21 protein-coding genes and 1 other RNA gene are annotated in these 25,077 nt (G+C 63.5%); 15 read left to right on the top strand and 7 right to left on the bottom strand.

The window, feature by feature from the left end; all coding sequences use genetic code 11:
* Both ggt and ASF04_RS01755 read right to left on the bottom strand, forming a co-directional pair.
* On the bottom strand, positions 1-1,752 hold the full coding sequence (gene ggt / locus ASF04_RS01760) for a gamma-glutamyltransferase (RefSeq protein ID WP_082488489.1): 1,752 nt from the start codon (positions 1,750-1,752) through the stop codon (positions 1-3).
* 70 nt (positions 1,753-1,822) lie between these two features.
* On the bottom strand, positions 1,823-2,344 hold the full coding sequence (locus ASF04_RS01755; protein WP_056137639.1) for a hypothetical protein: 522 nt from the start codon (positions 2,342-2,344) through the stop codon (positions 1,823-1,825).
* A 169-nt stretch (positions 2,345-2,513) separates the two neighbouring features.
* On the opposite strand from ASF04_RS01755, the gene ASF04_RS01750 reads away from it, so the two are divergent.
* Positions 2,514-2,777 (top strand): hypothetical protein, encoded by a 264-nt coding sequence (locus tag ASF04_RS01750; RefSeq protein ID WP_056137638.1) that lies wholly within the window; start codon positions 2,514-2,516, stop codon positions 2,775-2,777.
* 90 nt (positions 2,778-2,867) lie between these two features.
* On the opposite strand, the gene rpoH is transcribed toward ASF04_RS01750, so the two are convergent.
* The 4 genes from rpoH to ftsY all read right to left on the bottom strand — a co-directional run bounded on the left by rpoH (position 2,868) and on the right by ftsY (position 6,713).
* The gene (gene rpoH / locus ASF04_RS01745) at positions 2,868-3,767 is read right to left on the bottom strand and encodes an RNA polymerase sigma factor RpoH (RefSeq protein ID WP_193333541.1); all 900 of its coding nucleotides are present in this window, start codon (positions 3,765-3,767) and stop codon (positions 2,868-2,870) included.
* Between the two features lie 290 nt (positions 3,768-4,057).
* Positions 4,058-4,978, bottom strand: coding sequence for a permease-like cell division protein FtsX (gene ftsX / locus ASF04_RS01740; RefSeq protein WP_056137636.1), 921 nt, complete (start codon positions 4,976-4,978; stop codon positions 4,058-4,060).
* On the bottom strand, positions 4,975-5,631 hold the full coding sequence (locus tag ASF04_RS01735) for a cell division ATP-binding protein FtsE (RefSeq protein WP_056137635.1): 657 nt from the start codon (positions 5,629-5,631) through the stop codon (positions 4,975-4,977). The genes ftsX and ASF04_RS01735 overlap by 4 nt, the downstream gene beginning before the upstream one ends.
* 23 nt (positions 5,632-5,654) lie before the next feature.
* Positions 5,655-6,713: a signal recognition particle-docking protein FtsY gene (gene ftsY, locus ASF04_RS01730; protein ID WP_056137634.1), complete on the bottom strand. Its 1,059-nt coding sequence runs from the start codon at positions 6,711-6,713 to the stop codon at positions 5,655-5,657.
* 864 nt (positions 6,714-7,577) lie between these two features.
* On the opposite strand from ftsY, the gene ASF04_RS01725 reads away from it, so the two are divergent.
* Together ASF04_RS01725 and ASF04_RS01720 are read left to right on the top strand one after the other, a co-directional pair.
* Positions 7,578-8,675 carry a porin gene (locus ASF04_RS01725; protein WP_056137633.1) on the top strand — a complete coding sequence of 366 codons (1,098 nt, stop codon included), beginning with the start codon at positions 7,578-7,580 and terminating at the stop codon, positions 8,673-8,675.
* A 74-nt stretch (positions 8,676-8,749) separates the two neighbouring features.
* On the top strand, positions 8,750-9,277 hold the full coding sequence (locus ASF04_RS01720; protein WP_056137632.1) for a hypothetical protein: 528 nt from the start codon (positions 8,750-8,752) through the stop codon (positions 9,275-9,277).
* A gap of 2 nt (positions 9,278-9,279) precedes the next feature.
* Here the strand turns inward: ASF04_RS01720 and ASF04_RS01715 are convergent, their stop codons facing one another.
* Positions 9,280-10,992: a thiamine pyrophosphate-binding protein gene (locus ASF04_RS01715; protein WP_156368505.1), complete on the bottom strand. Its 1,713-nt coding sequence runs from the start codon at positions 10,990-10,992 to the stop codon at positions 9,280-9,282.
* Between the two features lie 116 nt (positions 10,993-11,108).
* Between ASF04_RS01715 and rnpB the strand changes: the two genes are divergently transcribed.
* The 12 genes from rnpB to murG all read left to right on the top strand — a co-directional run bounded on the left by rnpB (position 11,109) and on the right by murG (position 25,074).
* Positions 11,109-11,456: RNase P RNA component class A (gene rnpB, locus ASF04_RS04205), an RNA gene on the top strand.
* Positions 11,457-11,513: 57 nt separating this feature from the next.
* The gene (gene glpK / locus ASF04_RS01710; protein ID WP_056137630.1) at positions 11,514-13,025 is read left to right on the top strand and encodes a glycerol kinase GlpK; all 1,512 of its coding nucleotides are present in this window, start codon (positions 11,514-11,516) and stop codon (positions 13,023-13,025) included.
* 658 nt (positions 13,026-13,683) lie between these two features.
* Complete coding sequence (gene mraZ, locus ASF04_RS01705) at positions 13,684-14,112, top strand: division/cell wall cluster transcriptional repressor MraZ (protein WP_026637213.1); 429 nt, start codon at positions 13,684-13,686, stop codon at positions 14,110-14,112.
* A gap of 8 nt (positions 14,113-14,120) precedes the next feature.
* Entirely contained in the window at positions 14,121-15,119 is a 999-nt protein-coding gene (rsmH, locus tag ASF04_RS01700; protein ID WP_056137629.1) for a 16S rRNA (cytosine(1402)-N(4))-methyltransferase RsmH, read from the top strand.
* Positions 15,116-15,391 carry a cell division protein FtsL gene (gene ftsL, locus ASF04_RS01695; RefSeq protein ID WP_019921425.1) on the top strand — a complete coding sequence of 92 codons (276 nt, stop codon included), beginning with the start codon at positions 15,116-15,118 and terminating at the stop codon, positions 15,389-15,391. Before rsmH ends, ftsL begins: the two co-directional genes overlap by 4 nt.
* On the top strand, positions 15,388-17,163 hold the full coding sequence (locus ASF04_RS01690; RefSeq protein WP_056137628.1) for a penicillin-binding protein 2: 1,776 nt from the start codon (positions 15,388-15,390) through the stop codon (positions 17,161-17,163). Before ftsL ends, ASF04_RS01690 begins: the two co-directional genes overlap by 4 nt.
* The gene (locus ASF04_RS01685) at positions 17,160-18,716 is read left to right on the top strand and encodes a UDP-N-acetylmuramoyl-L-alanyl-D-glutamate--2,6-diaminopimelate ligase (protein WP_229204882.1); all 1,557 of its coding nucleotides are present in this window, start codon (positions 17,160-17,162) and stop codon (positions 18,714-18,716) included. Before ASF04_RS01690 ends, ASF04_RS01685 begins: the two co-directional genes overlap by 4 nt.
* Positions 18,716-20,104 carry a UDP-N-acetylmuramoyl-tripeptide--D-alanyl-D-alanine ligase gene (gene murF, locus ASF04_RS01680; RefSeq protein ID WP_056137627.1) on the top strand — a complete coding sequence of 463 codons (1,389 nt, stop codon included), beginning with the start codon at positions 18,716-18,718 and terminating at the stop codon, positions 20,102-20,104. Before ASF04_RS01685 ends, murF begins: the two co-directional genes overlap by 1 nt.
* A 2-nt stretch (positions 20,105-20,106) precedes the next feature.
* The gene (gene mraY, locus ASF04_RS01675; RefSeq protein WP_056137626.1) at positions 20,107-21,276 is read left to right on the top strand and encodes a phospho-N-acetylmuramoyl-pentapeptide-transferase; all 1,170 of its coding nucleotides are present in this window, start codon (positions 20,107-20,109) and stop codon (positions 21,274-21,276) included.
* Positions 21,273-22,781, top strand: coding sequence for a UDP-N-acetylmuramoyl-L-alanine--D-glutamate ligase (murD, locus tag ASF04_RS01670; RefSeq protein WP_056137625.1), 1,509 nt, complete (start codon positions 21,273-21,275; stop codon positions 22,779-22,781). The genes mraY and murD overlap by 4 nt, the downstream gene beginning before the upstream one ends.
* Positions 22,781-24,001, top strand: coding sequence for a putative lipid II flippase FtsW (ftsW, locus tag ASF04_RS01665; RefSeq protein ID WP_019921431.1), 1,221 nt, complete (start codon positions 22,781-22,783; stop codon positions 23,999-24,001). The genes murD and ftsW overlap by 1 nt, the downstream gene beginning before the upstream one ends.
* The gene (gene murG / locus ASF04_RS01660; protein WP_056137624.1) at positions 23,998-25,074 is read left to right on the top strand and encodes an undecaprenyldiphospho-muramoylpentapeptide beta-N-acetylglucosaminyltransferase; all 1,077 of its coding nucleotides are present in this window, start codon (positions 23,998-24,000) and stop codon (positions 25,072-25,074) included. The genes ftsW and murG overlap by 4 nt, the downstream gene beginning before the upstream one ends.
* Positions 25,075-25,077: the final 3 nt, after the last annotated feature.

The following is a 25,077-nucleotide window of genomic DNA, read 5'->3' as shown; positions in this document are numbered from 1 at the left end:
TCAATGCGCCGACTGTTGCACCATGGCGCTGCCCACGCCGTGGCGCCAGCCTTCGCTCACCGCCGTCACCGTGCCGTCCGGGTTGAACACCAGCGCGTTGGCGGCGCCGATTTCCTCGGGCTCCGCGCTCCAGCGCTGGCCGCGTTGGGCCAGCGCTTGCGCTGCCGGCAGCGCGGCGTAACCGGGTTCCACGTCCGTGGCCATGCCATTGCGTTCGGACAGGCGCGGCGCATCGACCGCCTGCGGCATGGTCAGGCCCAGGTCGATGTAATTGACGATGGTTTGCAGTACGGTGGTGATGATGGTGGCGCCGCCCGGGCTGCCGATCGAAAATGCCGGCTTGCCGTCCTTGAAGGCCAGCGTGGGCGACATGCTGCTGCGCGGACGCTTGCCCGCTTCCGGCACATTGGGCGCCGGACCGGTAAAGTCGAAATCTGTCATCTCGTTATTGAGCAGGAAGCCGTAACCGGGCACCACCATGCCGCTGCCGCCCCACGACTCGATGGTGTAGGTGTACGAGACGATATTGCCGTCCTTGTCGGCGACCGTCAGGTGCGTGGTGTGGGCGCCTTCTGCCAGCAGCTTGGCGCTGGCGGGGCGCAGCGGCACGCTGGTGTCGTTCTGGAACGGATACGGATCGCCGGCCGGTGCGTGCAGCGTGGCGCGGGCTGTATCGATGGCTTCGCGGCGGCGCGCGGCATAGTCCTTGTTCAGCAGGCCGGCCACGGGCGCATCGATGAATTCCGGGTCGGCCAGATAGGCGTTGCGGTCGGCAAAGGCCAGGCGGCTCGCTTCCAGGTACAGGTGCTCGACCTGCTCGCGCGGCATGGCTTTCAGGTCGTAGCCTTCGAGGATGTTGAGCGCTTCGGCAATCGCAATGCCGCCCGAGCCGGGCAGCGGCATGCCATAGATGTCGTAGCCGCGATAGGTGCTGTGCACCGGCAGGCGCAGGCGTGCTTCGTAATTGGCCAGGTCGGCCATGCTCATGTTACCGGGACGGACGCTCACGTCCGCCGCCACCGTGGGACGGTTGACGGCATCGACCACGGCACGGCCCATCTTGCCCGTATAAAAAGCCTTGACGCCGCCGGCGCCCAGTTCGCGGTACGCGCGCGCCAGGTCCGGGTTGCGCAGCACGCTGCCGGCCACCGGCGGCTTGCCGTTCTTGAGATAAATGGCGGCGGTGGCCGGGAATTTGCCGAACTTGTCGAGATTGATGCCGAGCAGCCGGTTGAAGTTGTCGTTGACGGTAAAGCCATCGGTGGCCACCTTGACGGCAGGCGCGAGCACCTGCTTGAACGACATCGAGCCGTAGCGGGTGAGCGCCTCGTCCCAGCCGCGCACGGTGCCGGGCACGCCGACCGACATGCCGCTGGCCACCACGGTGTCGAAATCGATCGGCTTGCCCTGGTCGAGGAACACGGTGGGTGTGAAACTGGCGGGCGCCGTTTCGCGGTGGTCGATGGTGATCACGCGCTTGTCTTTGGCCAGGTAGATCACCATGAAGCCACCACCGCCGATGCCGCAGCTGAACGGATCGGTCACGCCCAGCGTGGCGGCGGCCGCCACTGCCGCATCGATGGCGTTGCCGCCCTGGTTGAGGATGGCGATCGCAGCTTTCGACGCCGGCTCGCTGATGGTGGCCACAGCACCGCCGGTACCGGTTGCCACCGGCGTCTTGGCCCAGGCTGGCGGCAGCACCAGCGTGACAATGATGGTGGAAATCAGGATCGAACGGTGGCGCAGAATCATGGCGGTAGATCTCGGGACGGAAGTTACCGATAGCTTACCCGATCCTGCTGGCAATAAATCAACTATTCCTTTACGCCGGCTTGGGCTGCGGTGCGACCGCCACGTTGCTCACCCGGATGCTGACCCGGTAATCGGGAATGATGTCGTTCTTGGGCGGCACCGTTTGCGGTTCGACGCCGACCAGGGTGAAGGTCAGGCCGTCTTGCGTGACGCTGGTGGCGCCGTTGGGCATGCTGTCGGACAGGACGAAATTGCTGGTGGCGCCGTTCGGGCGGGTAAGGCTGAGGCTGTAGCTGATGTAGCCGGCCCAGACGCACACGGCGCCTTCGCGGCAGCGGCTGTCGTTGACGCGGTCCAGGCGCACGACAGGGGCGACCAGCGTGCCGGACTTGCCGCTGGCAGCGGGCTGGGCGGCTGGAGCGATCATGGCACTGTCGCCTTGCGCCAGCACGTAGGTGGTGTTGAACGGTTGCTGCTGTGCTGAGGAAGCGGCGCGGCTGGTGCCGGATGCCGAGCCACAGGCATACAGCCCGGCCATTACGACCGTCAGCAGGGGCAGGACGATCAGCTGGCGCAAAATGGATTTCTTCATCTTGACCTCTCTGAATATTATGGTTAAAAATATTAACAAAACTATCATTTGTGTGTCGCACGGTTAAGCTGCGGTGACGGCGTAACGGCTCGGGGGCAAACAAACCCCACCGGCAGCGCCCAAGCTGCGTAGAATGTCGGCACTTAGCAAACACTCACAGGGAATTACCATGCGCAAGACCGAACTGGCCAAGGCCGATGCCAAAAAAATCATGGGCAAAATGTCGGCGGGCCACGCGTCCAGCTTCGGCAAGGCGCCGGAAGTGATCGACAAGCGCGAACAGCGCCGCCGCGACCAGGCCCTGGGCCTGGTGCCGTTTGCCGTCAAATTGAATAGCGACCTGGTTGCGCAATTAAATGCACAAGCAACGGCACGTGGCGTTGATATGAATCAGCTGGTGGGCGAATTGTTGGCGAAAAGCCTGGCTGAATAAGAAGCTGCTACCCCGTACGCGGTCAGCGTGACGCGGGTTTTACTGCTTGGTGTCGGACCCGCTGGGCCCGACACCGGCTGGCAGTGCGGATTAAACGTAAGCCGCCAGCGAACCCTTCATTTTCTTCAACGCTGCCGACTCGATTTGGCGGATGCGCTCGGCCGATACGCCGAACTCTTCCGCCAGCGTGTGCAGCGTGGCGCCCGAGCCATCGTCGTTGGCCAGCCAGCGCGCTTCGACGATGCGGCGCGAGCGGGCGTCTAGCTTGCCCAATGCCTGCTCCAGGCCTTCCGATTGCAGGCGCGTGACTTGCTCCGCTTCCAGCACCCGGGTCGGTTCCGATTGCTCGGACGACAGGTAGGCAATCGGTGCGAACTTGTCGTCTTCGTCGTCGGTTGGCGATTCCAGCGCAATGTCGCGACCGCTGAGACGGGTTTCCATCTCGATCACTTCTTCACGCTTGACATCGAGCATCTTCGCCAGGCTGTCCACTTGCGCCGGGCTCATTGCATCGAGACCGGTCTTGTGGCTGCGCAGGTTGAAGAACAGCTTGCGCTGGGCCTTGGTGGTTGCCACCTTGACCAGGCGCCAGTTTTTCAGGATGTACTCATGCATCTCGGCCTTGATCCAGTGCATGGCGTACGACACCAGGCGCACGTTCTGGTCGGGGTCGAAACGCTTGACCGCCTTCATCAGGCCGATATTGCCTTCCTGGATCAGATCGGCGTGCGGCAAACCGTAACCGAGGTAGCCACGGGCGATCGACACCACCAGGCGCAGGTGCGACAGCACCAGTTGCTGCGCGGCGGCCAGATCATTGCTTTCCTTGAGCCGTTTACCCAGCGATACCTCATCGGCGTGCGTCAACATCGGCAGGCGGTTGACAGCCGAAATATAGGCGTCCAGGTTCCCCAGGTTGCCAGTGAACCCGAGTCCCAGAGCACTGTTGTTGGCAGGGGCCAACGAAGTCGTTGCGGACATCATAGTCATTTTCATTTCCTTCGCTCGATGATTGCTGGTTGCTACAAAGACATTGATTAGCTCTGCAGTGTTCATATATTAGCACTCTCTGTCCGAGAGTGCCAATCACTGCAAATCTATGACCTTGATAGTAAATTTGCTATGAGCTTGATGAAGCTCATCGCTTCCATGTATGAAGTTTGCGCGTCGCAGCTTAGACTGGACTTAATGTCGTGCCTATGCTGAGGGGAGGGGCTTGGGAAGTCGGTGCGCGGCCGCACCTGAGGGGGCCGCAACCACGCGGTTGCGGCGGTGAGAAATTACTGCACGCGCGCCAAATGGCGCTGCACCGAGAGTACGGCGCCGATCAGGCCCAGCCCGGCGGACAGGGCCAGCAAGCCGGCCATGAGCGGCGGCGACAGCGGCGTCAGCTGGAATTCCGACGCATACAGGCGAGCGAACTCGGCAATTGCTGCATTGAGCGGGCGCAGCGCCAGGGCCACCGCGCCCAGCGCCAGCGCGCCCGAGCACAGGCCCAGCAGCGCACCGGTGTAATAGAACGGGCGGTGGATGAAACTGTCGGTGGCGCCGATCAGCTTGGAAACCTGGATTTCCTCGCGTTGCGTGAGCACCTGCAAACGGATGGTATTGAACACCACGGCCACCACCACCGTGCCCAGCGTGGCTGCCAGCAGCAGCAGCGCCAGGCGCAGGATGCCCAGCAGGGCGGCCAGGCGCTTGACCCAGGCCGAATCGACTTGCACCGTATCGACCCCGGGCAGTTCGCGGATCTGCTCGGCCAGCACATCCACGTCGCCGCCGGACTCGGCCAAGCGGAACGCATCAAGCTTCAGCACATAGCTGTCCGGCAAGGGGTTTTCGCCCAGGGTGGTCAGTACGTCGGCCAGTCCGCTTTTTTCCTTGAGCGTCTCCAGCGCTTTTTCGCGCTCGGTGAAAATGATCTTGGCCTGCTTGTCGGGCACGGCCTGGCGCAGCAGCACGGCCAGTTCTTCGGCCTGCTGGCGCGGCGTATCCTGCTTGAGGAAGATGCTCAGCTCGGGATCGACCGACAACTGTTCGGACATGGGACGCACGTTGTCGAGCAGGGTGGCGCCCATGAACGGCAGCGCCAGCGCAATCGCCACCACTAATATATTGAACAGGAAACTGCCCGGCGCGCGGCGCAGGTGCACCAGCGCGACCGACAGCGCATATCGGTGTTGGCGGAACCAGTAAGTCATGGCGCCACCTCCAGTTGACCATGGTTGAGCCGGATTACGCGGGCGGCGGCGTCCAGCATTTGCTCGTCATGGCTGGAAATGAGGCAGGTCACGCCCACCGAGTGGAAAGCCTTGAGTGCATCGAGCACCTTGTTGGCGCTGGCACGGTCGAGGTTGGCGGTGGGTTCGTCGGCCAGGATCACCTGCGGCCGGTTGACGATGGCGCGCGCGATCGATACGCGCTGCTGTTCGCCGCCGGACAGGGCCAGCGGCTGGGCGCTGGCGCGTTCGAGCAGTCCTACCTTGTCGAGCGCGGCGCGGGCGCGTTGCTCGGCCTCGCGGTGCGACGAGCCGGTGACCAGCAGCGGCAGCATCACGTTGGCCAGGATGGTGCGGTCGGTGAGCAGGCGCTGCTGCTGGAAGATCAGGCCCAGCTTGCGGCGCAGGAACGGCACGGCCGACGCGCGGATGCGCGAAATATCCTGGCCGTTGACGATCACCTGGCCCGCCGTGGGACGTTCCACGGCGGCGATCATTTTCAGCAGGGTGGACTTGCCGGCGCCGGACGGGCCGGCCAGGAACACCAGTTCGCCCTTGTCAACGTTGAACGAGAGGTCGCGCAGCGCCACCGCATCGGGAGAGTACTGCTTGGAGACGTTGCGGAATTCGATCATTCTGATGGTGTGGTTATCCGTGATTAGCCGAGCAGCGCTTCAACAAACTCGGCCGCGACAAACGGCTGCAAGTCTTCGATTTTTTCACCGATGCCAATGAAGTACACGGGCACCGGGCGTACGCGCGCGATGGCGGCCAGCACGCCGCCCTTGGCCGTGCCGTCCAGCTTGGTAATCACCAGGCCGGTCAGCTTGAGGGCGTCGTCGAACGCTTTCACTTGCGCCAGCGCATTTTGCCCGGTATTGCCGTCGATGACCAACAAGGTTTCGTGCGGTGCGCCGTCCATGCCCTTGCCGATCACGCGCTGGACCTTTTTCAACTCTTCCATCAGGTGCAACTGGGTGGGCAGGCGGCCGGCGGTGTCGATCATCACGACGTCGAGGCCGCGCGCCTTGCCCGACTGCACTGCGTCAAACGACACGGCGGCGGGATCGCCGGACGCCTGCGAGATCACGGTAATGTTGTTGCGCTGGCCCCAGACCATCAGTTGCTCGCGGGCGGCGGCGCGGAACGTGTCGCCGGCGGCCAGCAGCACCGACTGGCCGTTCGACTGCATGTGCTTGGCCAGTTTGCCGATGGTGGTGGTCTTGCCGGCGCCGTTGACGCCCGAGATCATCATCACCATCGGCTGGTGACGGCCCAGCTCGAATGGCTTTTGCAGCGGCAGCAGCAGTTCGGTCAGCAATTGCTTGAGCGCAGCCTTGACGGCGGCGGCATCGAGCAGCTTATCTTCCTTGACCTTGCGCTTGAGCGCGGTCAGCAGGTATCCGGTGGCATCGACACCGGCATCGGCCATTAAAAGTGCTGCTTCGAGTTCGTCGTACAGGTCGTCGTCGATCTTGGCGCCGACGAACAGCAGCGACAGGTTGCTCGACGTCTTGGACAATCCCGCCTTCAGGCGCGACATCCACGATTGCTTTTGCGCCGGCTCCTCGATCGGCAGCAGGTCGGGCAGGTCGGGCGTGACAACAACGGCTGGCGTGGCCGGCACCGGGGCCGGCGCCGGGACAGATACCGGGACAGGAGCGGACACCTGCGGCACTTCGGGGGCGACAGGTTTTTTCTTGAAGAAACTAAACATAGGTGGTTGGGGCGCTTCAAGCTGATGCCCGGCCAGGCCGGACATGGGAGGAAATGATGCTATTTTACCAGAGCGCGTGCGGCGGATCGCGGCCCTGACAATCAAGTCGGCAAGGGGCATCGGAAAATGCAGCACATGAGTTTTGCTCATATGCAAGGCGGCGTTTTCGGTGCGTCACTCCCCTGTTTGGGGCGGTAAGCGCACTAAGTGGTGCAGTTTTTGTGGCTACGGCACAACAGGTAGCATTTACTTACAAAATGCTGATATGTCCCTGAAAGTTGCATTTGGAACAGAAGTTAACCCTGTCACACGCCTGTAATACCGGTTTCAAAGTTGGTTTTTGACACTTCCAGGAATATTTCAGTGGCAAACCAGATGACAAGTTGTAAGCTTATTAGCAATGAGTTGGGGGTTAACACGAGCTCTTCGTTATAAAATGGCGTCGTAAATAGCAATGTAGCTATTTTTACTTGGTCCGACCACGATGTAGTAGCTGGTGCATGACATGCACAGTGACACAGACAGACCGCACAACGGACTGTCGATGCATGTTCATCGTGCGGAAAAAACGGGGCTGGTTCGCTTGTTCGGCATGAAATATTGCGATGCGATAAAATACGGGCGTTTTGGACATCTGGCAAGCACGACAACGGGGCAACATGAACGTTTTTGTATCAGCCAGGTAGCCGAGCAGCTGTAGAGTACCGCCTCCGGTGCGGATAGCGCCACAGTAAGCAAGCGGTGGCTGTTGAGGAGTAAGCCCTCACGCACAAACGGCGTCCCAGCAGGCGTCGATAAGCAACCGAATTGAGCCGCACTACTAGCTTTACCTTTTGATAGCAATACAACTGAAGGAAATAAAGAATGAAAAAATCCCTGATCTCCATCGCCATCCTGGGCGCCCTGAGCAACGTCGCAATGGCACAGTCGAACGTTACCCTGTACGGTATCGTCGATGCCGGTATCGTCGCTGAACGTGGCGGTATCAACGGTAACGTTACCAAACTGGGTAGCGGTACTGCTTCGGCTTCGCGTATCGGCTTCAAAGGCACTGAAGACCTGGGTGGCGGTCTGAGCGCTATCTTCAAACTGGAAGCCGGCGTGAAAACCGATGACGGCGCACTGGACAACACCACTAACCGTCTGTTCAACCGCGAAGCTTATGTTGGTCTGAGCTCGAAAACTGCCGGTACCCTGACCCTGGGTCGTCAGTACACCCCTTACTACGAAGTTCTGCGCGACGTGGGTGACCCGTTCGCAATGGGCATGGCCGGTACCGCCAAAAACTTGTTCCCAGTGGGCTCGACCAGCGCCGTGGCTAACGTCACGACCGGCACCCGCAACGACAACGCGGTTGTGTACAAAACCCCTAGCTACTACGGTTTCTCGGGTTCGGTTTCGTACAGCCTGGGCGAACAAGCTGGCGATTCGGGCGCGCAACGTCAAATCGGCGCGTCGGGCCTGTACACCAATGGCGACCTGAACGTTGGTATCGCGTACAACACGCACAACAACGACACCGCGACCAATCCTAACCTGCGTAACGGCCACAACACCCTGGTTGCAGCTAACTACAACTTCAAAGTTGTTAAAGCTTACGTTGCTTACGGCAACAACAAGGGCCTGAACAGCTCGAACGTTGCAGTGCCTAACGCCTATAGCACCGTTCCTTACGGCAATTCGGAAAACACCGTCAACGCACTGATCGGTCTGACCGCACCAGTGGGCGACGCCGGCACCGTGATGGCTTCGTACACCCGCAAAAACGACAAAGATCCGCTGAACCGCGATGCTGACCAGTTCGCTGTTGGTTACTCGTACGCGCTGTCGAAGCGCACCAGCACCTATGTTGCTTTCGCTAAAATCAACAACAAGAACGGCGCTGCTTACACCGTTGGTAACAACACCGAAAGCGGTACGGGCGACAAAGCGTTCAACCTGGGCGTAAAACACTCGTTCTAATCTGATTTTCAGGTTTTAGAATCCACAACGGCTGCCTGGTGCAGCCGTTGTTCTTTTGGGAAAGCGATCAACGAATGAAGAACCAACAACGTGCGCTGCTGGCCGGCGCTCTGCTGCTGGCCTCGTGCGCGGTGCTGGCTGCACCCAAGGCGTCCGGCACGCGCAAGGCCGCCGACGAGCGCGGCTTGCCGCGTTACGGCATGCTGGTGTTTTCCGACTTGTGCATCAACGCCGACAGCGGCGAGTTCGGCGGCCAGCGCATCACCTTGCAGCGGTTTAACGAGGTCGATACCGTGCTGTACGAATACACGGCCGGCGGCATCAGCTGGCCGGTGGTGGCCAGCGACGTCAATATCGACCCGCGCGGCAGGCAGATGTACTTCACCGTGCAACCGCCGGAAGAGGACGAGCGCACCATCAGCGGCAAGATCGTCGATGGCGGCAAGGCGCTGGTGCTCGACGGCGGCTATTGCGGCGATGCCACGCTGCCGATGCGGCTGCCGCTGGTGACCGACTTCGGCCGCAAGGCCGGCGTGTGCCGCGCCTGCCCGGCGCAAAAAGAGCAGAAGGATGCGCCGGCCGTCGAGAACGGCGGCGCCTGAGCTTAGTTGCCTTTCCTGGCCGCCTGCGCGGCCTGGGCCGTGCTGCGGATGGTGGCCAACGTCGCTCCTGGCGTAATCAACTCGCCGTCATACCGCAGTTCTATCAGCGCCGGCAGCTGTTTCTCATCGGCCCACGCCAGCGCGCGCTCCAGCGCGGGCGCGAATTGCGCCGTCGCCGTCACCACCTCGCCATGGCCGCCATAGGCCACCGCCAGCGCCGCGAAGTCGGGGTTGTGCAACTCCGTGCCCGACACGCGGCCCGGGTAATCGCGCTCCTGGTGCATGCGGATGGTGCCGAACATGCCATTGTTAAACACGATCACCACCACGCCCGCGCGGTACTGCACCGCCGTGGCCAGCTCCTGGCCGTTCATCATGTATTCGCCGTCGCCGGCAAAGGTGATCACGGTGCGGGCCGGGTCGATGATCTTGGCCGCCACGCCGGCCGGCACGCTGTAGCCCATGGCGCCGCTGGTGGGCGCCAGCTGGGTGCGCATGCCGCCGTAGCGGTGGAAGCGGTGCGCCCAGGTGGCGTAGTTGCCGGCGCCATTGGTGATGATGACGTCGTGCGGGGCGATGCGGTCGATATCCTGCACCACCTGCCACAGGTCGAGCGGCGCGCTGCCGTCCTGGAAGATCGGCGGCTGTTGCTGCCAGGCCGCCAGGTCGGCGCGGGCGGCCGCCACGCTGGCGCGCCAGGCATCGCTGTTGAGTGGTTCGAGTGCGGCCAGCATGGCGGCAAATTGCGGCATGCCGCTGTTGATCATCAACTCGGCCTGGTACACGCTGCCCAGTTCCTCGGCATCCGCGTGGACGTGAATCAGGCGCTGCTGCGGCACTGGCGCGGCCAGCAGGCCGTAGCCGCCGGTGGTCATCTCGCCCAGGCGCGGGCCGATGGCGACGATCACGTCGGCCTCGCGCACGCGCTTGGCCAGTGCCGGATTGATGCCGATACCGACGTCGCCGGCGTAATTCGGGTGGTCGTTGTCGAGCAGGTCCTGGAAGCGGAACGCGCATGCCACCGGCAGGTCGTTGATTTCCGCAAAGCGGCGCAGGTCGGCGCAGGCCGCTTCGGTCCAGCCACCGCCGCCGATCAGGAGCAGTGGGCGCTGCGCACCTTCCAGCATGGCGCGCACGGTGGCCATTTGTGCGGTCGATGGCGACGCCTGCACCGGCTGGTAGCGGCGCGTGTCGGCCACGGTGGCCAGGGTGGTGAGCATGTCCTCGGGCAGGGCCAGCACCACCGGGCCGGGACGGCCGCTGGTAGCGACCTGGAACGCGCGCGCTAGGTATTCTGGGATACGGTCGGCGCGGTCGATCTGCGCTACCCACTTGGCCATCTGGCCGAACATGCGGCGGTAGTCGATTTCCTGGAACGCTTCGCGGTCGATGAAGTCGCTGCCGACCTGGCCGATGAACAGGATCATCGGCGTCGAATCCTGGTACGCGGTGTGCACGCCGATCGAGGCGTTGGTGGCTCCCGGCCCCCGCGTCACAAAACAGATCCCGGGACGGCCCGTCATTTTGCCGTAGGCATCGGCCATGAAGGCGGCGCCGCCTTCCTGGCGGTTGATGATGAAGCGGATGCCGGAGTCGTGCAGCGCGTCGAGCACGTCGAGATAGCTTTCGCCGGGCACGCCGAAGGCGGTATCGACGCCGTGGATCTGGAGGGCGTCGACCAGGATCTGGCCGCCGCTGCGGGTGGGGTGCGTCATGGTAGGAGGCCTTGTCAGGTGGTGGTGCGTCATTCTAAGACGGCGCCACGGCGCGGGCTTTAACAATGGCGACATCAAATTCGGAATTGGCGGCATGGACTGGTACAATACTGCCTGAAGCAAGCCAGACAGCCGCTGGCCAGCGCGTAATGCCTGGCGGGAGGAAGGTCCGGACTCCACAGAGCGGGGTGACGGTTAACGGCCGTCCGCCGAAAGCCTTTGCTGGCGCAAGCCGGCGAGGTATAAGGCGAGGAACAGGGCCACAGAGACGAGCGTATTAAGTTACGGTGAAACGCGGTAACCTCCACCTGGTGCAATTCCAAATAGGCACGCGATGATGCTGCTCGCGGAGCGTGCGGGTAGGAAGCTTGAGCGCTGGAGTAATCCAGCGCCTAGAGGAATGGCTGTCATAGCGCGGTTCTGCCGCGCCGTAACAAAATCCGGCCTATCGGCTTGCTTCAACTAATGACCATGCGGCGCCTGCCGGATCGACGCGACGCCGCGCCGACCGGGGGACGCCGATGAAACACTACATACTTGCCCTGGACCAGGGCACCACCAGCTCGCGCGCCATCGTGTTCGACCACGCCGGCCACATCTGCGGCAGCGCGGCGGCCGAATATCCCCAGCATTTCCCCCATCCCGGCTGGGTCGAGCACGATCCGCACGACATCTGGCGCAGCCAGCTCGACGTCGCCCGCCAGGTCCTGCGCGACAACCACATCGACCCGCGCCAGATCCTTGCCATCGGCATTGCCAACCAGCGCGAAACCACCATGGTGTGGGGCCGCGCGACGGGCGAGCCGATCGCCCCGGCCATCGTCTGGCAGGACCGCCGTACGGCCGATACCTGCGACGCCCTGCGCGCAGCAGGCCAGGAGCGCGCGATCAAGGCCGCCACCGGGCTGGAACTGGACGCCTATTTCTCCGCCACCAAGCTGAAATGGCTGCTCGACCATGTGCCCGGCGCGCGCGACCGCGCGCGGCGCGGCGAACTGGCGTTCGGCACCATCGACAGCTGGCTGGCGTTCCAGCTGACCGGCCGCCACGTGACCGACGTCGGCAACGCGTCACGCACCATGCTGTTCAATATCCACCTGCTGCGCTGGGACAGCGACATGCTGGCGCTGTTCGACATTCCCGAGGAACTGCTGCCGCAGGTGGTGTCGTCGAGCGAAGAAATCGGCACCACCCGGCCCGAGCTGTTCGGCGTGCCGATACCGGTGGCCGGCATCGCCGGCGACCAGCAGGCCGCCACCTTCGGCCAGGCCTGCCTGCAGCCGGGCATGGTCAAGAATACCTATGGCACCGGCTGCTTCATGCTGATGCACCTGGGTCGCCACCCGGTGGCCTCGCACAACCGCCTGCTCACCACCGTGGGCTGGCGCCTCGACGGCGAGACCGATTACCTGATGGAGGGCAGCGTGTTCATGGGCGGCGCCACGGTGCAGTGGCTGCGCGACGGCCTGGGCCTGATCCGGCAGTCGAGCGAGGTCGAGGCGCTCGCTGCCAGCGTGTCCGACAGCGGCGGCGTGTTCCTGGTGCCGGCCTTCGTCGGCCTGGGCGCGCCGCACTGGGACCCGTACGCGCGCGGCGCCCTGGTGGGCCTGAGCCGGGGCAGCCATCGCGGCCATATCGCCCGCGCCGCGCTCGAGGCGATCGCCTACCAAAGCGCCGAATTGATGATCGCCATGCAGCGCGACGTGGCCGCGTCGCACCGCGACTTCACCCTCACCGAGGTGCGGGCCGACGGCGGCGCCGCCCGCAACGACCTCCTGATGCAGTTCCAGGCCGACCTGCTGGGCGTGCCGGTGGTGCGTCCACAGGTGACCGAAACCACGGCGCTGGGCGCAGCCTACCTGGCCGGGCTGGCGGTGGGCTACTGGGACAGCCGCGAGGAGGTGGCGGCGCAGTGGACCTGCGAACGGCGCTTCGAGCCGGCCATGGGCGACGATCAGCGCCAGGCCCTGCTGGCGACCTGGGGCAGGGCGGTCGCGCGGTCGCGCGACTGGCATCAGGAGCTGGAAGGTTAACTTTTTAATAATTCAAGCGCCCCGAAAAACCCCGTGTTCGGGGCTTTTGAGCGGCGTATAATGCCGGTTTACGTAGCGCCGCTGTGCGTTAATATGTATAGACAACTTGAGCCAAATGGTATGTTCGGCCGATCGACCAGTTCGAACCATTGAAAGCCGACTGAAAGTCACTGACCCGCTATTCCGCCGCTGCTAGTGCCGCTTTGGACGGCATTCTTCGCGTTTGTCCCGCTTTCACCTCCTCGACATTACCGAACTCGACTGTTGTAAATAACTTAATGCAATGTTGGCGCCTGGCAACTTTATGCACTTATTTTATTGTTTTGTTCCCGTCATTTTTGATAGAGCGCAAACCCCAAAACCATGTGTACAGATGAGAGTCCACATTCAGTTTTTGAGATAAGTACTTAATTTGTTGAGCTATTTTGTTTCTAGGTGGCTTCAAGGAATCGCGCTAAGTCCTTAATTTCATTAATAAAATCGGGTTTTCAATTGCCGGAAAGCGCTTGACCACCATTCCTCCATCCTCTAAAGTGGGCATCTGTGTGAAAAAGTGTCTTTTTGTGGGAAATTTCTACTGACTTAGCGGCAGCGGAAGTTGAACGATAAAAGTTGCAATTCATGCTCCGCTAACAATACTGAGGTCAAAGGTAATCCCGTGTTTCAAGGCGCGTCCGCAATCAATCTCGATGCAAAAGGCAGGATGTCCATCCCTGCCAAGCATCGTGACGCGCTGGCCATCCAATGCGATGGCCGCCTCACGCTCACCCGCCATCCCGATGGCTGCGTCATGCTGTTTCCCCGTCCCGTGTGGGAGCAGCACCGCCAGCAGATCGCCCAGTGGCCCATGCAGGCGCGCGCCTGGCAGCGCATCTTCCTGGGCTACGCCACCGACGTCGAACTCGACACCGCCGGCCGCATCCTGATCGCGCCCGAGCTGCGCACCGCCGTCGGCATCGAGCGCGAAGTGATGTTGATGGGCATGGGCTCGCATTTCGAAATCTGGGATGCCGCCAAGATGGCGGAAAAAGAGCAGCAGGCCATTGATGCCGGCACCCCCGATGTCCTCGCCAATTTCTCTTTCTAAGGTACTCCGTGATCACTACTACTACGGTACCTGACAGCCCGGTATCCGACCGTGCGGCATCCGATTTCCAGCATCGCACCGTCCTGCTGGACGAGGCGGTCGATGCCCTGGCGCTGCACGGCGCACGCGCCAACGGCGTGTTCGTCGACGGCACCTTCGGCCGTGGCGGCCACTCGCGCCTGATCCTGTCGAAGCTGGGCGAGGGCGCGCGCCTGATCGCCTTCGACAAGGACCTGCAGGCAATCGCCACCGCCGAACAAATCGACGATCCACGCTTCACCATCGTCCACGACAGCTTCGCCACCATGCGCACGGCGCTTGCGGCACGCGGCGCGGCGCAGGCGGACGGCATCCTGCTCGACCTGGGCATTTCGTCGCCGCAGGTGGACGACGCCGCACGCGGCTTCAGCTTCCGCAACGACGGTCCGCTCGACATGCGCATGGACACCACGCGCGGCATGTCGGCAGCCGAATGGCTTGCCATCGAAAACGAACAGACACTGGAAAAGGTTATCAAAGAATATGGGGAAGAACGGTTTGCTTTCCAGATTGCAAAGGCGATTGTTGCTCGCCGGGCAATCGAACCAATTTCGACCACACGACAGCTTGCCGGCATCGTGGCAGGCGCGGTCAAAACCCGGGAGAAGGGCAAGGATCCGGCCACTCGCACCTTTCAGGCTATCCGGATTTTCATCAATAAAGAGCTTGAAGACCTCGAAATCGGTCTGAACCAGGCGTACGACAGCCTGGCCCCGGGTGGCATCATGGCCATCATCAGCTTCCACTCGCTGGAAGACCGCATGGTCAAGCGCTTCTTCGCTGCCCGCGCCAATGTCGAACAGCCCGACCGCCGCCTGCCGATCCGCGCCGTGGACCTGCCGCAGCCCGAGATCAAGCTGCTGGCCAAGCTCAAGCCGTCCGACGCCGAAGTGGACGCCAACCCGCGCGCCCGTTCGGCGGTGATGCGCGTGGCGCGCCGTTTGCCTTTCCCCGAGGACGCGGCGTGAGCGGCAAGATCAACATCGTGCTGTCCGCCTTGCTGGTGGGCTGCGGCCTGTCGCTGGTCAACGCCCAGTACCAGGCGCGCCACCTGTTCATCGAGCTGGAACGCTCGCAGTCGCAGGCGCGCCAGCTCGACATCGAATGGTCGCAGCTCCAGCTCGACCAGTCCACCCTGGGCAAGCACGCGCGTATCGAGGAAATCGCCCGCCGCGACCTGGGCATGACCGCGCTGACCGCCGCGCGCACGCAATACCTGACACCCGAGGCATCGAAATGAGCCGCGGCGGCAACCAGAACAACGCACGGGTCGCCCGCTCCAAGGGCGTGCCGTTCTCGAAAAACCCGGTACTGGCGGTGAGCCTGCCGGTATGGCGTTCGCGCGTCGTGCTGTTCGTGTTGTTCTTTGCGTTTGCCGCGCTGGCCGGCCGCGCCATGTGGTTGCAGGGCATGTCCACCCAGTTCCTGCAAAAGCAGGGCGAAGCCCGCTATGCGCGCACCCTGGTGCTGCCCGCCACGCGCGGCAAGATCACCGACCGCGACGGCCAGGTGCTGGCGTCGTCGGTGCCGGTCAAGGGGATCTGGGCCAACCCGGACGACGTGCAGAACGCGCCCGCCGACAAACTCAAGGAAATGGCCACGCTGCTGGGCATGACCAACGCCGAGCTGCAGAAGAAGCTCGACTCCGACCGCAGCTTCGTGTACCTTAAGCGCCAGGTCGAACTCGACGTGGCCGACAAGATCGCCAAGCTCAATATCACCGGCATCGGCTCGGAAAAAGAATACAAGCGCTTCTACCCGCAGGGCGAAGTAACCACCCACGTGGTGGGCTTTACCAACCTCGAAGACGTGGGCCAGGAGTCGATGGAACTGGCGCAGCAAAAAAGCCTGGTCGGCCAGCCCGGCACGCGCCGCGTGATCCGCGACCGCCTGGGCCACATCGTCGAAGACATCGGCTCGGTGCGCGAACCGCACGACGGCAAGGACCTCACGCTCTCGATCGACAGCAAGATCCAGTACATCGCCTTCACCCAGGTGAAAGACGCGGTGGAAAAATTCAAGGCCAAGGCTGGCGCTGCCGTGGTGCTCGACGTGCACACGGGCGAAGTGCTGGCGCTGGCCAACTACCCGACCTATAACCCGAACGACCGCTCCAAGCTCACCGGCGAACAGCTGCGCAACCGCGTGATGACCGATACGTTCGAGCCGGGATCGTCGATGAAGCCGTTCCCGGTGGTGATGGCGCTCGACGCCAAGAAGGTCACGCCGCACACCATGATCGACACCGGCAACGGCGCCATGGTGATCGCCGACCGCGTCATCCACGACACTTCGCCACACCACGTGATAGACGTCCAGACCGTGATCCAGAAGTCGTCCAATATCGGCACCACCAAGATCGCCATGGCGATGCCGGCGCAAGATCTGTGGGAAATGTTCACCAAGCTCGGTTTCGGCCAGCCGCCCAAGTGGGGCTTCCCTGGCGCCGTGGCCGGCCGCGTGCGTCCTTACAAATCGTGGCGTCCGATCGAACACGCCAACATGAGCTTTGGCCAGGGCATGTCGGTGTCGCTGATCCAGCTGGCGCGCGCCTACCTGGTGCTGGCGCGCGATGGCGACATTATTCCGCTGTCGTTCCAGAAGGTGCACGAAGCACCGCACGGGACCCAGGTGATCAGCCCCAAGACCGCCGCCGAAATGCGCGAGATGCTGGAAATGGTGACGCTGCCGGGCGGTTCCGCCGTCAAGGCGCAAGTGCCCGGCTACCGCGTGGGCGGCAAGACCGGTACCGCGCAAAAATTCATCGGTGGCCGCTATTCGCACACCAAGTACATCGGCAACTTCGTCGGCATGGCGCCAATGTCGGACCCGCGCTTCATCATCGCCGTCATGATCGACGAGCCGAGCGGCCCTCTCAAATACGGCGGCGACGTCGCCGGCCCGGTGTTTTCCGCCCTGGCTGCGCAGGCGCTGCGCGCCAAGAACGTGGCGCCGGACTCCGACCTGACCCATATCATCATTCCTGAATCCGCAGCACAGGGGAACATGTGACGACTTTAAACTTCGACCCGCTGGCCGGAATACCCGCCATCGCCGACGCGATCCGCAAGCTGGCGCCAGGCGCCCGCCTGACCTCGGACTCGCGCCGCGTGGAACCGGGCGACGTGTTTTTCGCTTTTGCCGAAGGCCGCGCCTTTATCGACAGCGCGGTGGCCAACGGCGCCGCGCTGGTGGTGTTCGACGTTGCCGGCGGTGCTCTGCCCGACGGCACCACTGTCGCCAGCATCGGCGTCGCCGATCTCAGACAACACGCGGGCCCGATCGCCCACGCCTACTATGCACAGCCTGACAGCGCCATGTTTACGGTCGGCGTGACCGGCACCAACGGCAAGACTTCGAGCGCCGTCTGGCTGGGCCAGGCCCTGGCGCGCGGCGGCGAACTCGCTGCCGTGGTCGGCACGCTCGGCGTGGGCGTGTTCCGCGCGCGCGGCGAAGTCGATTACGACGTTACCGGCTACACCACGCCCGACGCCGTGCTGCTGGCGCGCACCCTGGCCGGCCTGCGCGAAAAAGGCGCCAGGTCGCTGGCCATCGAGGTGTCGTCGATCGGCCTCGATCAGCATCGCGTGGCCGGCATGCATTTCGACGTGGCGGTGTTTACCAACCTGACCCGCGACCACCTCGACTACCACGGCGACATGGCCGCGTACGAAGCGGCCAAGGTCAAACTGTTCGACTGGCCGGGCCTGAAAACCGCCGTGGTCAATCTCGACGATCCGGCCGGCCTGCGCCTGATCAGCCACCTGAAAGCCAAACCGGCGCTGGCGGGCACCATTCCGCTGATCGGCTACACGCTCAGGGACGAAGCCGCGCAACCGGATATCGACGACGTGCTGGTGCTGCGCGCCAGCCAGTTGCGCACCGGCCGCGCCGGCGGCACCGAGTTCCACCTCGATTGCCCGCTGGGCGTGGCGCTGGTGAAAACCCACCTGGTGGGCGCCTTCAATATCAGCAATGCGCTGGGCGTGATCGGCTCGCTGCTGGCGAAGGGCACCGGCCTGCGCGGCGCCATCGAGGCGGTGGAAGCCCTGGTCCCGGCGCCGGGCCGCATGCAGCAGGTGGGTGGCCAGGATGCGCCGCTGATCGTGATCGACTACGCCCACACGCCCGATGCGCTGGAAAAGACGCTGGCCGCGCTGCGCGCTGTCGCCACCGATCGCAACGGCCAGCTGTGGTGCGTGTTCGGCTGCGGCGGCGACCGCGATCCGGGCAAGCGTCCGCAAATGGGCAAGATCGCCCAGGCGGCCGACCAGGTGATCGTCACCAGCGACAACCCGCGCAGCGAAGATCCGCATGCCATCATCCTGCAGATCGTGGCCGGCATGGACCTGAACAACCCGGCATCGCGCGTGCAAACCCAGGACGACCGCGCCGGCGCCATCCTGTCGGCGATCAAGCACGCGGCCAAGGCCGACGTGATTCTGCTGGCCGGCAAGGGCCATGAGCCGTACCAGGAAATCAAGGGCAAGAAGCTGTCGTTCTCGGACACCGACCACGCCCAGCTGGCGCTGTCGGCGCGCCTGACCATGATGAGGACCCATTGATGCGCGCTGCACTCGCACAGGTCCTGCCTTCGCTTACCGGCGCTGCGTTCGCCGGCAACGGCGCGCTTGAATTCAATGGCGTCTCCACCGACAGCCGCAGCGTGGCCGCCGGCGCCCTGTTCGTCGCCTTGCGCGGCGAGGTGTTCGACGCCCACAAGTTCCTGCACGATGTCGCTGCCAAAGGCGTCGCTGCCGTGGTGGTGGAAGAAGTGCCAGATGGGTTGAGCGTGCCGGCCATCGTCGTGCCGAATACCCTGGCGGCCTTGGGCCAGCTGGCCAACTGGTGGCGCGGGCAGTTCGCAGTGCCGGTGATTGGCGTGACCGGCAGTAACGGCAAGACCACCGTCAAGGAAATGATCGCCACCATCCTGGCCGCCGCCCACGGCGAAACCGGGCGCCTGACCACGCGCGGCAATCTGAATAACGAAATCGGCGTGCCGCTCACCTTGTTTCGCATGGACGCGCAGCAGCAGTCGGCCGTGATCGAGATGGGCATGAACCATCCGGGCGAAATCGCCCGCCTGGCCGCGATTGCCGCGCCGACCATCGCCATGGTCAACAACGCCCAGCGCGAACACCAGGAATTCATGCACACGGTGGAAGCGGTGGCGCGCGAGAACGGCGCCGTGCTGGCCGTCTTGCCGGCCGACGGCGTGGCAGTCTATCCGCACGGTGACGAGTACACGCCGGTATGGGACGAACTGGCCGCCGGCCGCCGCGCGCTGCGCTTCGGCTTGAGCAAGGCGGCGGAGGTGTCGTGCACCTTCCGTGCCAACGACTTTGGCAGCGAAATGTTCATCACCATCCGCGCAAGCAGCGACAAGGGCGAAGAACAGTTCTTCGTCAACTTGCAGGCGGCCGGCGAACACAATGTGCGCAATGCCCTGGCCGCGGTAGCGTGTACGTACGCGGCCGGCATCGCGCTGGAACACATCAAGCTGGGACTCGACACGTTTGCGCCGGTCAGTGGCCGCCTGCAACGCAAGGCTGCCGCCAATGGCGCCACCGTCATCGACGACACCTACAACGCCAACCCGGATTCGGTGCGCGCCGCCATCGACGTGCTGGCAAAAGCCGCTGCGCCACGCGTGCTGGTGCTGGGCGACATGGGCGAAGTGGGCATGCAGGGCCGCGAGTTCCACCAAGAGATCGGCGCTTACGCGCAGAGCAAGGGCATCGAACAGGTGCTCGTTACCGGCGAGCTGGCCGCCCACATGCGTGGGGGCGCCATTCGTCATTTTGAACAATTCGACGCCTTGCTGTCCGCAGTCGATGCGGCAGTCACGTCGAACGCAACCGTATTGATCAAGGGCTCCCGCTTCATGAAAATGGAACGGGTCGTGCAGCATTTGATTGGATTGCAACAAGCTATTAAAGGAAGTCACTAATCATGCTGCTTTGGCTCGCTCAGTTTTTCCAGGACGAGATAGGACCGCTCCGGGTCTTTAACTTCATCACCTTCCGCGCCGTGGCTGCTGCGGCCACCGCCCTGATCATCGGCCTGGCGGCCGGTCCGGCCGTGATCCGCATGCTGACGTCGCTCAAGTACGGCCAGGCCGTGCGCACCGACGGTCCGCAGACGCACCTGAAAAAACACGGCACCCCCACCATGGGCGGTGTGTTGATCCTGATCGCCATCGGCGTGTCCACGCTGCTGTGGTGCGACCTGTCGAATCGCCTGATCTGGCCGGTGCTGGTGGTCACGCTGGGCTTTGGCGCCATCGGCTGGGTCGATGATTACCGCAAGGTGGTCAACCAGGATCCGGAGGGCATGCGCTCGGCCGAAAAATACTTCTGGCAGTCGCTGGTCGGCCTGGCCGCCGCGCTGTACCTGGCATTCTCGGTGTCCGCGCCGAATGCCGGCAAAGTGTTCGAGCTGTTCTTCGCCTGGGTGCAGTCCGGCTTCCAGATGGACCTGCCGCCCAAGGCCGACCTGATCGTGCCGTTCTTCAAGACCATCAGCTATCCGCTGGGCGTATGGGGTTTCATCGCACTGACGTACTGCGTGATCGTCGGCACCAGCAATGCGGTGAATTTCACCGATGGTCTCGACGGCCTGGCCATCATGCCGACCATCCTGGTCGGCGCGGCCCTGGGCCTGTTCGCCTACCTGACCGGTAGCGCCACGTATTCGAAGTACCTCTTGATTCCGCACATTCCAGGCGCGGGCGAATTGATCATCTTCTGCGGCGCGCTCGCTGGCGCCGGCCTGGCTTTCCTGTGGTTTAACACCCATCCGGCCCAGGTGTTCATGGGCGACGTCGGCGCACTTGCCCTCGGCGGCGCGCTGGGCACCATCGCCGTGATCGTGCGCCAGGAAATCGTGCTGTTCATCATGGGCGGCATTTTCGTTGCGGAGACGGTGTCGGTGATCATGCAGGTGAGCTGGTTCAAGTACACCAAGAAGCGTTACGGCGTGGGCCGCCGCGTGTTCCTGATGGCGCCGCTGCACCACCATTTCGAACAAAAAGGCTGGAAAGAGACCCAGGTCGTCGTGCGTTTCTGGATCATCACGATGATGCTGGTGCTGGTTGGTTTATCTACCCTGAAGCTGCGATGAGCTACGACGGCAAAAACGCATTAGTGCTTGGGCTGGGCGAATCCGGCCTGGCGATGGCGCTGTGGCTCGCCCGTAGCGGCGCGCGCGTACGCGTGGCCGATACCCGCGAGTCGCCCGAGCGCCTGCCTGCGTTGCAAGCTGCGGTGCCAGGCGTGGAGTTCGTCGCCGGTGCGTTCGACGCGGCACTGCTGGCCGGTGTGGACTTCGTGGCAGTGAGCCCCGGCCTGGCGCCGGGCCGCGAACTGGCGGAGATTGCGCCGGCAGCCGCTGCCGCCGGCATTCCGGTCTGGGGCGAGATCGAACTGTTCGCCCAGGCGCTCGAAGCGCTAAAGCTTGAGCGTGACTATGCGCCGAAGATCATCGCAATTACCGGCACCAACGGCAAAACGACCGTGACCACGCTGGTGGGCCAGCTGTGCGAACGCGCGGGCAAGACCGTGCGCGTGGCGGGCAACATCAGCCCGGCGGCGCTCGACGTGCTGCGCGAAGTACTCGATAACGACAGCCTGCCTGACGTGTGGGTACTCGAACTGTCGAGCTTCCAGCTCGAAACCACCTTCACCCTCGAAGCGCACGCCGCCACGGTTTTGAACGTGACCCAGGACCACCTGGACTGGCACGGCGACATGCCCTCGTATGCCGCCGCCAAGCACCGTATCTTTGCCCACGACACAGTGCGCGTGTTGAACCGCGACGACGCCACCGTGATGCGCATGGCCAGTAGCAACGGCGTCAATGTCAGCTTCGGCACCGATGCGCCGAAACACCTCGGCGACTTCGGTCTGCACAACGAGCGCAACGTGCTGTGGCTGGCCACCGCCGTGCCGGCCGAGGAAGAGGGCGAACCGAAAAAACGCAAGAAGAACGATCCGCCGCCACCACCGGTCGAGACCATGGTGAAAAACCTGATGCCGTCCGACGCGCTGCAAATCCGTGGCGTGCACAACGCCGCCAACGCGCTGGCCGCGCTGGCGCTGTGCCGCGCCATCGACCTGCCGCTGGCGCCCCTGCTGCACGGCCTGCGCGACTACCGCGGCCAGCCGCACCGGGTGGAACTGGTGGGCGCGATCAACGACGTCGAATACTACGACGACAGCAAGGGCACCAACGTGGGCGCCACCGTGGCCGCATTGAACGGCCTCGGTAAGGCCTTCACGGGCGCCGACCAGCGCCTGGTGGTGATCCTCGGCGGCGACGGCAAGGGCCAGGACTTCGGTCCGCTGGCCGAACCGGCCGGCCGCTACGTGCGCGCGGCGCTGCTGATCGGCCGCGATGCGGCACTGCTGCGCGCTGCGCTGGCCCACACCGGCATCGCGCTGGAAGACTGCGGCACCGACCTGCCCAAGGCGGTCATGCGTGCGCGCGACCTGGCGCAGACTGGCGACGCCGTACTGCTGTCGCCGGCGTGCGCCAGCATGGACATGTTCAAGAACTACGCGCATCGCGCCCAGGTGTTCATCGACACCGTGCGCGAGATCGCCCTCGACAACGGACAGGAGCTCTGATGGCCTTCCAGATGCCGTTCCGCTTCGGACAGAAATCGGCGGTCACGCCGATCGATGGCCGCGCGCGGCAGTCGAAGATGATGGAGTACGACCAGCCGCTGGTCTGGGTCACCATCATCCTGATGTTGCTGGGGATGGTGATGGTGTATTCGGCGTCGATCTCGCTGCCCGATTCGCCGCGCTTTGCCAACTACGTGCGCTGGCAGAATACCTACTTCCTGCAACGCCAGGCCATGTTCGTGGTGGTTTCGCTGGTGATCGGCATGTTCGTGTTCCGCACCCGCATCGCCACCTTGCAAAAGTGGGCGCCGTACCTGTTCATCGGCACTTTGGTGCTGCTGGTGATGGTGCTGATCCCGGGCCTGGGCTCGGTGGTGAACGGCAGCCGCCGCTGGCTGTCGCTGGTCGTAATCAAGATCCAGCCGTCGGAACTGATGAAGGTGGTGGCGGTGCTGTACGCGGCCGACTACACGGTGCGCAAGCAGGAATACATGCACAAGCTGACCAAGGGTTTCCTGCCGATGGCCGCCGCAGTGGGCTTCGTCGGTTTGCTGCTGCTGCTTGAGCCCGACCTCGGTGCATTCGGCGTGATCGTCTGCATCACCATGGGCATCCTGTTCCTGGGCGGGATCAACGCCGTGTGGTTCGGCGGCATCGGCGTGATGCTGGTTGCCATTTTCGGTTCCATCATCGCGCTGTCGAAATTCCGCCGCGAGCGCTATTTCGCCTACCTCAATCCGTGGGACGAGAACAATGCGATGAACAAGGCGTACCAGCTGACGCACTCGCTGATCGCGTTCGGCCGTGGCGAAATCTTCGGCGTCGGCCTGGGCGGCAGCGTGGAAAAGCTGCACTACCTGCCCGAAGCGCACACCGACTTCCTGATGGCGGTGATCGGCGAGGAGCTGGGCCTGGTCGGGGTGCTGATCGTGATTTCGATGTTCTACTGGATCGTCAAGCGGGCGTTTGACATCGGCCGCCAGGCCATTGCCATCGACCAGACTTTTGCCGGCCTGACGGCCAAGGGCATCGGCATCTGGATCGGTGTGCAGACCTTTATCAATATGGGCGTCAACCTTGGCCTGCTGCCCACCAAGGGATTGACCCTGCCGCTGATGAGCTATGGCGGCACGGGCGTGGTAATTAACTGCATCGGCCTGGCGATCCTGCTCCGGATCGATTACGAGAACCGGGTCCTGATGCGTGGTGGCAGATTATGAAACGACTGATGATCATGGCAGCCGGCACCGGCGGCCACATTTTCCCCGGCCTGGCCATCGCGCAGACCATGCGCGCGCGCGGCTGGGAGGTAACCTGGCTCGGCACGTCCGCCGGCATGGAACAAGACCTGGTGCCGAAAAGCGGCATTGCGATGGACAGCATCGACTTTACCGGCATGCGCGGCAAGGGCCTGTCGCACTCGATCGGCGGCGCGCTGAAAATGGTGAAAGCCTTCATCGCGTGCCACGGTTTTATCGGCCAGCGCAAGCCCGATGTCATCCTCGGCATGGGCGGCTACGTTACTGTACCGGGGGGCTTGATGGCCAAGCTGCGCGCCACGCCGCTGGCACTGGTCAACGCCGACGCCGCGCTGCTGTTGTCGAACAAGACGCTGGTGCCGTTCGCCGAGCGCGTGTGCTTCGGTTTTCCCGCCAACTTCGGCAAGGCGGCCGACAAGGCGGTGGTGACCGGCAACCCGGTGCGCAAGGAAATCCTCGATCTGCCGGCGCCGGCCGAGCGTTTCGCGGGCCGCAGCGGCGCGCTGCGCATCCTGGTCGTCGGCGGCAGCCTGGGCGCGAAGGCGCTCAACGACAATTTACCAAGCGCGCTGGCGCTGATTCCGGCGGAGCAGCGGCCGATGGTCACGCACCAATCGGGCAAGAAGAATATCGATGCGCTGCGCGCGTCGTACGCGCAAGCCGGTGTGGCGGCGAACGTGGTCGATTTCATCGACGACATGGCCAGCGCCTACGCGCAGGCCGACGTGGTGATTTGCCGTGCTGGCGCCATCACGGTGTCGGAGCTGACTGCCGCCGGCGTGGCCAGCGTGCTGGTGCCGCTGGTGGCATCGACCACCAGCCACCAGCGCGACAACGCGCAGTGGATGGCGAAGCAGAACGCGGCGATCCACATGCCGCAGACGGAAATGAGCGCGCAAAGCGTGGCAACGCTGCTCGAGACGCTCACCCGCACCGCGTGTCTCACCATGGCGACGGCAGCGCACAAGGTGGGCAAGCGCGATGCGAACGAGGCGATCGCACAGGTAATCGAACAACTTGCAGTAAAAGTATAGGAA

Source organism: Duganella sp. Leaf61, assembly GCF_001421905.1.
GTDB classification, from domain to species: domain Bacteria; phylum Pseudomonadota; class Gammaproteobacteria; order Burkholderiales; family Burkholderiaceae_D; genus Rugamonas; species Rugamonas zoogloeoides.
The sequence above is the reverse complement of the archived record's forward strand: the minus strand, read 5'-3'. Positions and strand labels throughout refer to the sequence as shown.

Coding starts and splice junctions, on each gene's coding strand:
- ggt (WP_082488489.1), bottom strand. CDS start 1,752: ATGATTCTGCGCCACCGTTCGATCCTGATTTCCACCATCATTGTCACG.
- ASF04_RS01750 (WP_056137638.1), top strand. CDS start 2,514: ATGCGCAAGACCGAACTGGCCAAGGCCGATGCCAAAAAAATCATGGGC.
- ASF04_RS01715 (WP_156368505.1), bottom strand. CDS start 10,992: ATGACGCACCCCACCCGCAGCGGCGGCCAGATCCTGGTCGACGCCCTC.
- rpoH (WP_193333541.1), bottom strand. CDS start 3,767: ATGACTATGATGTCCGCAACGACTTCGTTGGCCCCTGCCAACAACAGT.
- ftsX (WP_056137636.1), bottom strand. CDS start 4,978: ATGACTTACTGGTTCCGCCAACACCGATATGCGCTGTCGGTCGCGCTG.
- ftsW (WP_019921431.1), top strand. CDS start 22,781: ATGGCCTTCCAGATGCCGTTCCGCTTCGGACAGAAATCGGCGGTCACG.
- ASF04_RS01735 (WP_056137635.1), bottom strand. CDS start 5,631: ATGATCGAATTCCGCAACGTCTCCAAGCAGTACTCTCCCGATGCGGTG.
- ftsY (WP_056137634.1), bottom strand. CDS start 6,713: ATGTTTAGTTTCTTCAAGAAAAAACCTGTCGCCCCCGAAGTGCCGCAG.
- murF (WP_056137627.1), top strand. CDS start 18,716: ATGCGCGCTGCACTCGCACAGGTCCTGCCTTCGCTTACCGGCGCTGCG.
- ASF04_RS01755 (WP_056137639.1), bottom strand. CDS start 2,344: ATGAAGAAATCCATTTTGCGCCAGCTGATCGTCCTGCCCCTGCTGACG.
- ASF04_RS01690 (WP_056137628.1), top strand. CDS start 15,388: ATGAGCCGCGGCGGCAACCAGAACAACGCACGGGTCGCCCGCTCCAAG.
- ASF04_RS01725 (WP_056137633.1), top strand. CDS start 7,578: ATGAAAAAATCCCTGATCTCCATCGCCATCCTGGGCGCCCTGAGCAAC.
- mraY (WP_056137626.1), top strand. CDS start 20,107: ATGCTGCTTTGGCTCGCTCAGTTTTTCCAGGACGAGATAGGACCGCTC.
- murD (WP_056137625.1), top strand. CDS start 21,273: ATGAGCTACGACGGCAAAAACGCATTAGTGCTTGGGCTGGGCGAATCC.
- murG (WP_056137624.1), top strand. CDS start 23,998: ATGAAACGACTGATGATCATGGCAGCCGGCACCGGCGGCCACATTTTC.
- glpK (WP_056137630.1), top strand. CDS start 11,514: ATGAAACACTACATACTTGCCCTGGACCAGGGCACCACCAGCTCGCGC.
- ASF04_RS01720 (WP_056137632.1), top strand. CDS start 8,750: ATGAAGAACCAACAACGTGCGCTGCTGGCCGGCGCTCTGCTGCTGGCC.